General features: G+C 72.4%; 11 protein-coding genes. 9 read left to right on the forward strand and 2 right to left on the reverse strand.

The genetic code is table 11. The annotated features are described in order from the left end of the window. The first annotated feature begins 32 nt into the window (after window positions 1–32). The 4 genes from NNW99_RS25750 to NNW99_RS25765 all read left to right on the forward strand — a co-directional run bounded on the left by NNW99_RS25750 (window position 33) and on the right by NNW99_RS25765 (window position 5,062). On the forward strand, window positions 33–785 hold the full coding sequence (locus tag NNW99_RS25750) for a hypothetical protein (protein ID WP_251057937.1): 753 nt from the start codon (window positions 33–35) through the stop codon (window positions 783–785). Window positions 786–831: 46 nt separating this feature from the next. Further along, window positions 832–1,791 carry an HtaA domain-containing protein gene (locus NNW99_RS25755; RefSeq protein WP_215121486.1) on the forward strand — a complete coding sequence of 320 codons (960 nt, stop codon included), beginning with the start codon at window positions 832–834 and terminating at the stop codon, window positions 1,789–1,791. 84 nt (window positions 1,792–1,875) lie between these two features. Then, entirely contained in the window at window positions 1,876–2,415 is a 540-nt protein-coding gene (locus tag NNW99_RS25760) for a hypothetical protein (RefSeq protein ID WP_215121487.1), read from the forward strand. A gap of 97 nt (window positions 2,416–2,512) precedes the next feature. Beyond that, window positions 2,513–5,062 carry an immunoglobulin domain-containing protein gene (locus tag NNW99_RS25765; protein WP_215121488.1) on the forward strand — a complete coding sequence of 850 codons (2,550 nt, stop codon included), beginning with the start codon at window positions 2,513–2,515 and terminating at the stop codon, window positions 5,060–5,062. Between the two features lie 33 nt (window positions 5,063–5,095). Here NNW99_RS25765 and NNW99_RS25770 read toward each other — a convergent pair whose 3' ends face one another. Both NNW99_RS25770 and NNW99_RS25775 read right to left on the reverse strand, forming a co-directional pair. Continuing rightward, window positions 5,096–6,436, reverse strand: coding sequence for an MFS transporter (locus NNW99_RS25770; RefSeq protein ID WP_215121489.1), 1,341 nt, complete (start codon window positions 6,434–6,436; stop codon window positions 5,096–5,098). A 202-nt stretch (window positions 6,437–6,638) separates the two neighbouring features. Further along, window positions 6,639–7,421, reverse strand: coding sequence for an IclR family transcriptional regulator (locus NNW99_RS25775; protein WP_215121490.1), 783 nt, complete (start codon window positions 7,419–7,421; stop codon window positions 6,639–6,641). 88 nt (window positions 7,422–7,509) lie between these two features. Here NNW99_RS25775 and NNW99_RS25780 point away from each other — a divergent pair, with 88 nt between their 5' ends. The 5 genes from NNW99_RS25780 to ybeY all read left to right on the forward strand — a co-directional run bounded on the left by NNW99_RS25780 (window position 7,510) and on the right by ybeY (window position 12,749). Continuing rightward, the gene (locus tag NNW99_RS25780; RefSeq protein ID WP_215121491.1) at window positions 7,510–8,463 is read left to right on the forward strand and encodes a 5-dehydro-4-deoxyglucarate dehydratase; all 954 of its coding nucleotides are present in this window, start codon (window positions 7,510–7,512) and stop codon (window positions 8,461–8,463) included. Continuing rightward, the gene (locus NNW99_RS25785) at window positions 8,460–9,749 is read left to right on the forward strand and encodes a glucarate dehydratase family protein (RefSeq protein ID WP_215121492.1); all 1,290 of its coding nucleotides are present in this window, start codon (window positions 8,460–8,462) and stop codon (window positions 9,747–9,749) included. The genes NNW99_RS25780 and NNW99_RS25785 overlap by 4 nt, the downstream gene beginning before the upstream one ends. Window positions 9,750–9,878: 129 nt before the next feature. After that, on the forward strand, window positions 9,879–11,012 hold the full coding sequence (locus tag NNW99_RS25790) for a carbohydrate kinase family protein (protein WP_215121493.1): 1,134 nt from the start codon (window positions 9,879–9,881) through the stop codon (window positions 11,010–11,012). Between the two features lie 157 nt (window positions 11,013–11,169). Then, entirely contained in the window at window positions 11,170–12,237 is a 1,068-nt protein-coding gene (locus tag NNW99_RS25795; protein WP_215121494.1) for a PhoH family protein, read from the forward strand. 14 nt (window positions 12,238–12,251) lie between these two features. Then, window positions 12,252–12,749: an rRNA maturation RNase YbeY gene (gene ybeY / locus NNW99_RS25800; protein WP_184592507.1), complete on the forward strand. Its 498-nt coding sequence runs from the start codon at window positions 12,252–12,254 to the stop codon at window positions 12,747–12,749. Window positions 12,750–12,751: the final 2 nt, after the last annotated feature.

Consider the following 12,751-nt stretch of genomic DNA (forward strand, 5'->3'; position numbering starts at 1 on the left):
AAGTTGCCCGATATCGGGGAGCTTGGGGGACAGTGGGCGCCGTCGCGGCCCTGCTCTTCTCGGCCGCCGCTCCGGCCGTTGCCGCAGGTGGTTCGGCGACCGGTCCCGAGGGGCAGAAACTCACCGTCTCCAAGTCCTCCGGCCTGAAATCGGCGGGCGAGACGGTGACCGTCACGGGCTCCGGCTACAACACGGAGAAGGGCATCTACGTCGCCTTCTGTGTGGACAACGGCCCGGGCAAGACCCCCACTCCCTGTGTCGGCGGCGTCGACATGTCCGGCGAGTCCGGCGCTTCGGCCTGGATCTCCTCCGACCCGCCCTCGTACGGGGACGGGTTGGCGAAGCCGTACGGCGGCAGCGGGCACGACGGCACCTTCAGCGTGAAACTCAAGGTGCGCGCCAAGGACGCCAACACCGACTGCACGAAGACCGGCGTGACCTGTGCCGTCATCACGCGCAACGACCACACGCGCGGTGGCGACCAGAGCCAGACGGTCCGGGTGCCGGTGACCTTCGGCGGCGGTTCGTCCGGGGACGGCGGTGCGTCGGCGACGCCGAGCGCGACCGCCGGGGCGAGCACGACCGGCGGGGGCGGCACGGGGAGTTCCGACGGCGGCGGTGGTGGCGGCGGGAGCGGCGACGAGGGCTCCGGCGGTCCACTGGCCAGTACCGGCTCCGCCGCGCTGCCGCTCGGGCTGGCCGCGGGCGGGCTGGTCGCCGCCGGGACCGGTACCTGGTTCTGGGCACGCAGGCGCCGGGTCGCCGGGCGCACGGACGTGAGCTGACTCGACTGCCGTCCCGGCACGGCATGTCCCGGAAGGGGATACGAAGATGGCGAAAAGACCCGGCGCCGTCGCCCTGGCCGTCGGTGCCGCCCTGTGCGCGGTGCTGTCGCCGGGCGCGGCGGCCGCGCAGGAGGGGGAGGCCCTTCCGCGCGAGGTGTCCGGAGGGTACGCGAACTGGGACACGGACGTGCCCGGCCTCACCGGCAGAGGGATCGCGCTGACCGCGGACCGGCCGGCCGTACAGGGGGCGGCCGATCGGTCCTCGTTCCCGGCGACGGGAGGCGGCGCGGATCCCGGAACCGGGGCGGCGGAGGTCGAGTTGGGCGGCATCGCCCGTCTCGAACGGTCCGCCGGGCCGGGCGATCCCCTCGTCCTGGGCGGCCTGCGGCTGGAGTTGAGCGGCGGCGGGGACGGCGGTGCGCTGCATGTCCGGGCCGTACGTGACGGACGAGCCCAGGAGGTGACGCTCGCCGAATTCGCGGCGGGCGGCGCCGAACCCGCCGTCCGTGCGGGCGGGATGACCTGGACCGGCCTGCGGGCGTCCCTCACGGACGAGGGGGCGGTGCTGCTGTCCGACTGGAGCGGGGAGCGGTTCGCGTCGGGGGACGCGCTGGGGGTGTTGGACGTGACGGCCGGGACCGGGGCCGGGGACGGCGCTTCCGGTGACGTACCGCCGTCGCCGACCCCCACGACCCCGGACACTCCCGCGCCCGAACCTCAGCGGGAGCGAACGAGCGCGCCCGTGGCCTCCGTCGCCCACTCCGCCCTCGCTCCCGGCGAGGAACAGCGGGTCACCGGCGAGGGCTTCGCGCCCGGCGCGGTCGTGCTCGTGGCGATCGACGGCGACACCCGCTACCAGGCGGTGGCCGACGAGGACGGCCGTGTCGCCCGGGCCTTCCCGGTGTACGCCACGGCCGTCGAGGGCGGGCACACGGTCGAGTTGTCGGCCGTGACCGGGCAACAGGGTGCCGCTGTAGCGCAGTTCACGGTCCGTACGGCGAATTGACTCTTGCTTAGTTAGGTAAGGCTTACCTAATCTTTGCTCGCTGTCGACCAGCGAGGTCGACCGATGAGAAAGGGCTCGTACCCCATGAGATCCGCCTTCTCCGCCCGTACCGCCGCCCGTGCCGGCGTGGCCGTCGCCGCGTCCGCCGCCCTCACCCTGGGCCTGGCCGGCTCGGCCTCCGCCGCCACCTCGACCCGCACCATCACCGACGGCGGCACCACGTACAACCTGTCGGTGACCGCCCCGAACACGGCCTCCGCGGCCGGTCAGGTCATCAACGTCACCGGCTCCGGCTTCAACCCGGGCCAGGGCATCTACGTCGGCCTGTGCGTGGTCTCGGGCGCTCCGGGGGCCGCCAAGCCGACCCCCTGTCTGGGCGGCCAGGACGAGAGCGGCTCCACCGGCGCCTCGCACTGGGTGAACAACACCTTCGGCGGCATGTTCGCCAACAGCTCCAAGTTCACCGCCGGCGGCACCTTCAACGTGAACATCTTCGTCAAGGCCACCCTCGACAACGGCCAGGTCTGCGGTGAGGACGTCACCTGTGCCGTCGTCACCCGCGCCGACCACTTCGACAGCGGCGACCGCAAGTACGACGTCCACGTCCCGGTCACCTTCCAGTGACGGCTGACTGACCCACCGACAGGCCGGGCCCCGGGGCACTCCGGGGCCCGGCCCTCGGCGTCCGTACGGGCCCACCCGACCAAGTGAGGAACTGCTTATGCATCACAGACGCCCGGCGGCGCTGCTCGGCGTCGCCGCCCTGGTGGCCGCCTCGGTCGCCGTGGGCGCCGGCACCGCCGCGCAGGCCGCCGACACCCCGAGGACGGGCCTCGGCAAGAACGGCCAGAGACTCACCGTCTCCGCCTCCGCGAACCTCGACCCGGACGGGGAGACCCTGCGCGTCACCGGTTCCGGCTACGGCACCGACAGGGGCATCTACGTCGCCGTGTGCAAGGACAACGGCGACAACCGCATCCCCACCCCCTGCCTCGGCGGCGCCGACCAGAGCGGCGGCAGCGGGGCCTCGAAGTGGATCGTCCCCAAGGGCGATGCCAACGAGGGCCCGCTCACCGAGACCTTCGGCGACGGCGGCACCTTCGACGTCGAGATCGAGGCCGAGGCGAAGGACGGCGGCCTCGACTGCACCCAGGTCGGCTGCTCGGTCGTCACCCGCGTCGATCACCGGGCCGCGGGCGACCGCTCCCAGGACGTCCGGATCCCGATCACCTTCAAGGGCCAGGAGCCCGGTGGCGGCGACGGCGACGGCGTGGACGTCCCGGCCGGAACCGTCAGTTACACGCGCTCCGCCGAGATCACCACCGTCGGCCGCCCCAACGCCCTTCTGCTGCACCCCGATTCCAAGAAGCTGTACGTCGGCTCCGACAACATCCCCGACACCGCCGACGTCAACGAGGCGGGCCTCTACGTCCTGAACCCCGAGGACGGCAGGCTGCTCAGCCATGTCGCCCAGGCCCCCGGCTCCACCGGCACGATGCAGCCCCGAGCCGTGCAGCGGATCATCGCGCCGCTCGCCGGTGACGGGGTCGTCTTCCAGTACCCGGTGCGCGGCATCGGCACCGCCAAGGACGGCGACACGGCCGCGAAGGGCGTCTGGCCGCCCGGCGGCGCGGTCACCGGGGCCGCTCCGGGCAGCGGCACGGACACCGTCCTGATCTCCCAGGGCGCCACCCTGTCCGAGGTGGAGACCGCCACCGGGGCCGTCAAGCGGACCGTCACCCTCGACGGCGGCGGCGACCTCGCGGCCGACACCGCCCGCAAGACCCTCTGGTCCGCCGAGGCCACCGGCGGCAAACTCCGCCGCATCGACGCCGGGTCTCTCGCCGTGACCGCCGAAGCCGTCCTGCCCGGGGAGATCCTCGCCTTCGTCGAGGTGGACCCCGAGACCGGCAACGTCTGGGTGGGGACGGGCTCTTCGGTCCTCGTCTACGACAAGGACGCCAAGCTCCTGACCACCCTCAAGGGCAAGGACCGGCCCACCGCGGTCGCCTTCGACAAGACCACGGGTGAGGCGTTCCTCCTCCGTGAGGACTACGGCAGCGCGGAGGACGGTGCGGACAACAACGGCGTCCTGGAGGTGTACGACAGCACCACCTTCCAGCAGGCGGCCCTGCCCGTCGCCCTGCCCGGCAGCCTGGCGGGCGGCTTCGGCGGCGTCGCCGTCACCCCGGGTGCCGCCTCCGTCTATCTCACCCACCAGGCGGAGAGTTCGGTCCTCCGGTTCGACCGCCGGGTCTCGCCCAAGGTCACCCAGGCCCCGACCGACCAGACCGTGGCCCCGGGCGACAAGGTCACCTTCGTGGCGGCGGCCGAGGGCACTCCGGGACCGACCGTGCGCTGGCAGGTCAGCACCGACGGCGGCCAGACCTGGTCCGCGATCGAGGGCGCGACACGCACCTCGTACTCCTTCACGGCGCAGGCGGGGCAGAACGGCTACCGGTACCGCGCCGAGTTCAAGAACACCGCCGGCACCACCCGCACCTCCCCGATCACCCTGACAGTGAAGGAGGCCGGGGGCGGTCCCGGGGGCGGCGACGGGGGTGAGGACACCGAGCCGTCCGGCACCAGGACCGTGACCGGTCCGAACGGGCAGAAGCTCACCGTCACCCCGGTCAACCACCTCTCCACCGAGGACCAGACCCTCAAGATCACCGGCTCCGGCTACGACGAGAAGAAGGGCGTCTACGTCGCCCTGTGCGTCGACAACGGCGAGGGCGAACTGCCCACTCCGTGCATCGGCGGCGTCGACATGTCCGGCACCTCGCACTCCTCGGCCTGGATCTCCTCCAACCCGCCGGACTACGGGGAGGAGCTGGCGACCCCGTACGGCAAGGGCGGCACCTTCGAGGTCGAGCTGACGGTGGACGCCAAGGACGAGTACACCGACTGCTTCAAGGCGACCTGTGTCCTGGCCACCCGCGCCGACCACACCCTCTCCGGCGACCGCTCCCAGGACGTCAAGGTCCCGGTGGCCTTCGTCGGCCAGGACCCGGTGGACACCGACGACGGAAACGGCGGGGGTACCGGGGGCGGCACCGGCGGTGGCACCGGAGGCGGTGGTACGGACGGCGGCACCGGCACGACGGGCGGCACCGGCGGTACGAGTGGCGGCACCGGGACGTCGGCCACCGGGTCCTCCGGCAGCCTCGCCTCCACCGGCGTCACCGTCCTGACGGTGGCCGCGCTGGCGGCGGCCCTGGCGGCCACGGGCTGGGTCGTGTACCGACGCGCCCGTGGCTCTCTCGGCTGACCTACAGAGCTACAGAGCTACAGAGCTACAGAGCTACAGGGCTCCGGACCCCGGTGAGGCACCCGCCTGCCGGGGTCCTGCCTTGTCGTAGGCCCGCTGGGTGGGAATCGCCGCGGCCTCCACGGGGATCTCCACGACCGGCTGTTCCGGGGCGCCGATCTCGGGGACCGCGCCGCTGGGCGTGCCCGTGGCGGCGGCTACCAGGGCGGCCGGGTGGCCGCCGCGGCGGCGGATCGCGCCGGGCAGCAGCGGGCGTCCGCCGGTGTGCAGGGCGACGGCGGTCATCGGCACGGCGATGACCAGCAGCCCGGCGGCCAGGATCGCGCCCATGACCGGGAACCCGGCCTGCGCCGACAGCACACTGCCGGTGAGCGGTCCGGCGGCCGTGCCCAGCGAGGACGCCGAGCCGACCAGCACCGCCCAGCGGCCGCGCGGGTCGAGCGAGGCGGCGAGCCCGATCAGATACGACAGCACCACCGGGTACATCGTGTTCCAGGCGATCTCGCCGGTCGCGAAGCTCGTCAGGTCGCTGGAGGAGGCGCTGAGCGTGATGCAGCCGGCGATCAGGACCGTGCCCGCGCCGATGGGCACGGCACGTCCCAGCCGGGCGCCGAGCGCGCCCGCCGCCAGGACGCCGGTCAGGCCTGCGCCCAGGGCCACGGCGAAGACGGCACCGACGGTGGCCTCGCTCAAGTGGGCCTGGTCGAGGCCGATCCGGCCGCTCACGCCCCACAGGGAGTTCTGGGCGAGCGACCAGCACAGCATGGCGGCGGCCAGCACCAGTCCCGAACGGGCGTGCGGCAACCGGGCCTTGTCGTGCCGGGTGGGCGCGGCGGGCACACGGGCGGGGAGACGGCCGGTCAGCGGCCATACGACCAGGGCCGTGAGGGCGATCGCGGCCAGCGGCAGGCCGTGCCCCGGGCCGAGGTGCGGGACCGTCAGATACACGGCACCCGCGAGGGCGGAGACGGTGAGCAGCCCGGCGGTGGAGGCCCGGTGCGGGTCCCGCTGTCCGGCGATGAGGGTGGCGGCGACGGTGGTGGCCGTGCCGGAGCCGAAGCCGCCGAGGACGGCCCCGGCGACGACGGCCGGGACAGTGGTGGTGAGGGCGGCGCCTCCGTAGCCGATCAGGGCCAGGGCGAGTCCGATGCGGGCGAGGGTGCGGGCGCCGATCCGTTCGACCCGTGAGGCCAGGACGAATCCGGCGGCGGCCGAACTCAGCAGCAGCGCACTGCCGACGGCGCCGGCCTGTGTGGCGGAGAGCGGAAGGCCCGAATCGAGCCTGCCGACGGTGGTCGGCAGCAGATACGGAGCGAGGTACCCGGCCGTGAAAAGGGCGACGAGGGACCAGGGAGTGGTGCGGGGGGCGAACACGGGCGTTCCCAGGGCATGCGAAAGGAGCGGGAAGAGGGGGGAGGGGCGACGACCGTCGACGGACAGGAACGCGCGGGCAATTTGTATCAAGCAAGCAGTCGAACGCGTGAACTGAGAGAGCGTGATCTGGATCACGTTGTGTTTGGCGTGGTGAAGCCCGGGTAAACGAGCGCCTTTCGCCAGGTGGCGGCGGGTGTTCCCGCTAGCGCCAGTGCACCGATCCGGGCCCCGCCGGGACCGTCGCCTCGGCCTTCGCCCGGATCTCCCGCATCACGGCGACGATCCTCTCCTCGTGCTCCGGGGTGAGCCGGGCGACCGGGACGGAGCAGCTGATCGCGTCCAGTGCGGGGGAGTCGTAGCGCAGCGCGAATCCGAAGCCGACGATCCCGCTCACGCCCTCCTCCCGGTCCACGGAGTGGCCGCGGGCCCGGACCCGCGCGAGGTCGGCCGCCAGGGACTCCCGGCTCGTGTGCGAGTTCGGGGTCAGCGCCTCGTACGGCCCCTCGGGCAGCTCCTCGTCCGGGCGTTCGGCCAGCAGCGCCTTGCCCAGGGCCCCGGCGTGGGCGGGCAGCCGGCGTCCCACCCGGCTGATCGTGCGCAGGTACTCGTGCGACTCCCGCGTCGCCAGATAGGCCACGTCCCGGCCGTCCAGGCGCCCCATGTGGATGGTCTCGCCGAGCGCCTCGGACGCCTCGTCGAGATGCGGCCGTACGGCCCGCACCCGGGGGTCGGAGTCGAGGTAGCTCGTGCCGGTGAGCAGGGCATGGATGCCGATGCCGTACAGGGAGCCGGTGACGTCGGTGCGGACCCAGCCGTGCGAGATCAGGGTCTGGAGCAGGGCGTACATCGAGCTGCGCGGTACGCCGAGCTCGTCGGCCAGCTCCTGCAGCCGGGCCGGGCGGTCGCCGCGTGCCGCGAGGAGTTCCAGCAGCTCGACCGTGCGCGCCGCGGACTTCACTTCGCGGACGCCCCCTGTGTCTGACATGAGCCGATCGTAATCGGGCGGGCCCGGGCGGTTGACGTTCGCGTATCCAACCGCCATTCTCATATATAGATGACGTCTACATAAGGAGATGACCGTGAGCGCTGGCGCTGGACCGGAAGCGGTCGCGCGGCGGCTGCGGGACGGCATGGCCGGTGGCGTGCTGTCGTTCCCGCTGACGAGCTTCCGCGACGACGGCACCCTCGACCCGGACGGCTTCCGCGCCTACGTCGCGGAGCGGCTCGCCGCCTCGCCCGGCGCCGTCTTCCCCGCCTGCGGCACCGGCGAGTTCTTCTCGCTGGACGAGGAGGAGTACCGGCAGGTCGTCACGATCACCGTCGAGGAGGCGGCGGGCCGCGTCCCCGTCGTGGCCGGTATCGGATACGGCTGGGCGCAGGCCGTGCGGTTCGCGCGCATCGCCGAGGACGCCGGCGCCGACGCGCTCCTCGTGCTGCCGCACTACCTGGTCGCCGCCCCGCAGGACGGCCTGGTCGCCCAGCTCGAACAGATCGCCGCCCGCACCCGGCTGCCGCTGATCGCCTACCAGCGCGGCCAGGTTGCCTTCACCGCCGAGTCACTCAAGCGCATCGCCGCCCTGCCGCACGTCATCGGCCTCAAGGACGGCCACAGCGACCTCGACCGGCTGCAGCGCCTCACCCTCGCCGCCCCCGAGGACTTCCTGTTCTTCAACGGCGCCGCCACCGCCGAGATCCAGGCCCGCGCCTACGCCACCGTCGGCGTCCCCGCCTACTCCTCCGCCGTGCACGCCTTCGCCCCCGAGATCGCCGACGCCTTCTTCGCCGCCCTGCGCGACGGTGACCACGGCACGGTCGACAAGCTGCTGCGCGACTTCTACGTCCCGCTCGTCGAACTGCGCGACCGCGTCCCCGGGTACGCCGTGTCGCTGGTGAAGGCGGCGGCCCGGCTGCGCGGCCACCGGGTCGGGCCGGTCCGCGCCCCGCTCACCGACCCCTCCGACCGCGACCTCGCCGAGCTCTCCGCCCTGCTGAGCACCGGCCTCGACCTCGTAGGAGCCACCCTGTGAACCTCGCCATCACGGACGTACGGCTGACGCCGATCCTGGTCGCCGACCCGCCCCTGCTGAACACGCAGGGCGTGCACCAGCCGTACACGCCCCGGCTGATCGTCGAGGTCGTCACGGCCGACGGGATCACGGGCGTGGGGGAGACCTACGGCGACGCCAAGTACCTGGAGCTGGCCCGTCCCTTCGCCGAGCGGCTGAAGGGGCACCAGGTCAGCGATCTGAACGGCCTGTTCACCCTCGCGGACCAGGTCGCCGTCGACCGCTCCCGGGTCGAGAACGCCGTCGACGTCGGCGGGCTGCGCGGCGTCCAGACCGCCGACAAGCTGCGGCTGTCCGTCGTCTCCGCCTTCGAGGTCGCCTGCCTCGACGCCCTCGGCAAGGCCCTCGGACTGCCCGTGCACGCGCTGCTCGGCGGCAAGGTGCGCGACGCCGTCGAGTACAGCGCCTACCTGTTCTACAAGTGGGCCGACCACCCGGAGGGCATCCCGGCCGAGAAGGACGACTGGGGCGCCGCGATCGACCCGGCCGGGGTGGTGGAACAGGCCCGGCGGTTCAAGGAGCGCTACGGCTTCACCTCCTTCAAGCTCAAGGGCGGCGTCTTCCCGCCCGCCGAGGAGATCGCCGCCGTACGGGCGCTGGCCGAGGCGTTCCCCGGGCATCCGCTGCGGCTCGACCCCAACGGCGCCTGGTCCGTCGAGACGTCGGTCGAGGTGGCCCGGGAACTCGGGGAGGTCCTGGAGTACCTGGAGGACCCCGCGCTCGGCACGCCCGCCATGGCCGAGGTCGCCGAGCGGACCGGGGTGCCGCTCGCCACCAACATGTGTGTGACGACCTTCGCCGAGATCAAGGAGGCGTTCACCAAGGGCGCCGTGCAGGTCGTCCTCTCCGACCACCACTACTGGGGCGGCCTGCGCAACACCCAGCAGCTCGCCGCCGTCTGCCGCACCTTCGGCGTCGGCGTGTCCATGCACTCCAACACCCACCTGGGCATCTCGCTCGCCGCGATGACCCATGTCGCGGCCACCGTCCCGAACCTCCACCACGCCTGCGACTCCCACTACCCCTGGCAGTCGGAGGACGTCCTCACCGAGCGGCTCACCTTCGAGGGCGGCAAGGTCGCGGTGTCGGACGCGCCCGGCCTCGGCGTGGAACTCGACCGCGAGCGCCTCGCCGAACTGCACCGGCGCTGGCTGGACGACGACGGAGCGCTGCGCGACCGCGACGACGCGGCGGCCATGCGGATCGCCGACCCGGAGTGGGTGACGCCCTCGATGCCCCGCTGGTAGGGCAGGGCGCAAGGGGCGCGCGGGCCTCGGCGTGAGCTGACGGAACGGGTGGGTCCGGCGTGATCGGCGTCACGTTGTCGGTGGTGTGGTGCAGACTGGCCTGATCCGCACCACGTCAGGGAGCGCACCGTGATCGCGTCCACCGCCCCGGCCGGAAAGGGCCCGAGAAAGGGATCGCACCGCCAGACCCAGGTCGATCCCCTCGCCCCGCTGCGCATGCCGGACGACCCGCCCTGGGACGTCTATCTCACCGGCACCGTCTTCCTCGACATCATCTTCACCGGGCTCGACTCCGCCCCGGTGCGCGGGACCGAGTCCTGGGCACGCGGGATGGGGTCGAGCCCCGGCGGCGTCGCCAACATGGCCACCGCCCTGTCCCGCCTCGGCCTGCGCACGTCCCTCGCGGCGGCCTTCGGCGACGACCACTACGGCGACTACTGCTGGGACGCCCTGGAGCACGGCGAGGGCATCGACCTCTCCCCGTCGCGCACGGTGCCCGGCTGGCACTCCCCGGTGACCGTCTCCATGGCCTACGAGGGAGAGCGCACGATGGTCTCGCACGGCCATGAGCCGCCCCCGGAGGAACCGGCCCCCGAGTGCCCGCCCCGCGCCCGTGCCGCCGTCGCCTCCCTCGCCCCGGGCGTGAGCGCGCCCTGGATCGCCCAGGCCGCGAGCAAGGGCACCCGGGTCTTCGGCGACGTCGGCTGGGACGACACCGGCGCGTGGGACCTGGCGGCCCTGCCCGACCTGCGGCACTGCGAGGCCTTCCTGCCGAACGCGCAGGAGGCCATGCGCTACACGGGCGCCGACTGCCCCCGGGCCGCCGCGCACGCCCTGACCGAGTACGTGCCCCTCGCGGTGGTCACCCTCGGGGCGGACGGCGCGTACGCGGTGGACCGGCGTACGGGCGAGACCGCCGAGGTCCCGGCCATCGAGGTCGAGGCCCTCGACCCGACCGGGGCCGGGGACGTGTTCGTCGCCGGGTTCGTGACCGCGACGCTGGCGGACTGGCCGCTCGCGGACCGGCTGGCCTTCGCCGGGCTCACCGCGGCGCTGTCGGTGCAGGAGTTCGGCGGGTCGCTGTCGGCGCCGGGGTGGTCGGAGATCGCGGGGTGGTGGCGGAAGGTGCAGTCGGTCCAGGGACAGTCGGCGACGGCGTTGCGGCGGTACGGGTTCCTCGCGGGGCTGGTGCCGGAGAAGTTGGTCAGGCCCTGGCCGTTGCGGCGTGCCGTGCCGACGATCGGGTTCCGGCGCTCGGCGTGAGCGAGCCGAGGCGAGCGGCGCAGGCGCCCCCGTTTCCCACCCCACACCTAAAAGCCCTACGGCGTTGTCAGTCCCCCGTCGTACCCTTGGAATCGCGAGGCCGCCCTCAGCTACGCGGCCGTGACGAGGAGGAACCGCAGGCCTTCAGCGCCGGCCCATGACTCAATCATCGACAGCTCACACCCCCGCGCAGGAGCAGGCGAGAGCGCAGCTCACCGTCCCCGCCCAGCACCCCATGGTGACCGTGCTGGGGTCCGGCGACAGCCTCCTGCGCGTGATCGAGAAGGCCTTCCCGGCGGCCGACATCCATGTCCGGGGCAATGAGATCAGCGCGACCGGCGACCCGGCGGACGTCGCCCTCATTTCGCGCGTGTTCGACGAGATGATGCTCGTGCTCCGCACCGGGCAGCCGATGACGGAGGACGCAGTGGAACGCTCGATCGCCATGCTCAAGGCGAGCGAGAACGGGGAGAGCGACGGCCAGGAGACCCCGGCCGAGGTGCTCACACAGAACATCCTGTCCTCGCGGGGCCGCACGATCCGGCCCAAGACGCTCAACCAGAAGCGCTACGTGGACGCGATCGACAAGCACACCATCGTCTTCGGCATCGGCCCCGCCGGCACCGGCAAGACGTACCTGGCGATGGCCAAGGCGGTGCAGGCCCTGCAGTCCAAGCAGGTCAACCGCATCATCCTGACCCGCCCGGCGGTCGAGGCCGGAGAGCGCCTCGGCTTCCTGCCCGGCACGCTCTACGAGAAGATCGACCCGTATCTGCGCCCGCTCTACGACGCGCTGCACGACATGCTCGACCCGGACTCCATCCCCCGGCTGATGGCGGCGGGGACCATCGAGGTCGCGCCGCTGGCGTACATGCGCGGCCGGACGCTCAACGACGCCTTCATCATCCTCGACGAGGCCCAGAACACCTCGCCCGAGCAGATGAAGATGTTCCTCACCCGCCTCGGCTTCGACTCGAAGATCGTGATCACGGGTGACGTGACGCAGGTCGACCTGCCGGACGGCACCAAGAGCGGTCTGCGGCAGGTGCAGGACATCCTGGAGGGCCTGGACGACGTCCACTTCTCCCGGCTGTCGTCGCAGGACGTGGTCCGGCACAAGCTGGTGGGCCGTATCGTCGACGCGTACGAGCAGTACGACACCAAGCACGGCACCCAGAACGGCGGGCACAAGAGCCGCGGCAAGTCCGTGCACAAGGGGAAGTAGACAAGCACAACACCATGTCGATCGACGTCAACAACGAGTCCGGCACCGAGGTCGACGAGCAGGCGATCCTCGACATCGCCCGCTACGCGCTCGCGCGGATGCGCATCCACCCGCTCTCCGAGCTCTCGGTCATCGTCGTGGACGCCGACGCCATGGAGCAGCTCCACATCCAGTGGATGGACCTCCCCGGCCCCACGGATGTCATGTCCTTCCCGATGGACGAGCTGCGCCCGCCCTCCAAGGACGAGGACGAACCGCCGCAGGGGCTCCTCGGCGACATCGTGCTCTGCCCCGAGGTCGCCACCAAGCAGGGCGCCGAGGCCGACACGCAGCACTCCATGGACGAGGAGCTCCAGTTGCTCACCGTCCACGGGGTGCTGCACCTGCTGGGCTACGACCACGAGGAGCCGGACGAGAAGGCCGAGATGTTCGGCCTCCAGGCGGCCATCGTGGACGGCTGGCGCTCGGAGCGGGGCCTGACCGGGCCCTCCCCGGCACCGACGGTCTCGTAGCG

The organism is Streptomyces sp. CRCS-T-1, assembly GCF_024442335.1.
Classification (GTDB): domain Bacteria; phylum Actinomycetota; class Actinomycetes; order Streptomycetales; family Streptomycetaceae; genus Streptomyces; species Streptomyces koelreuteriae.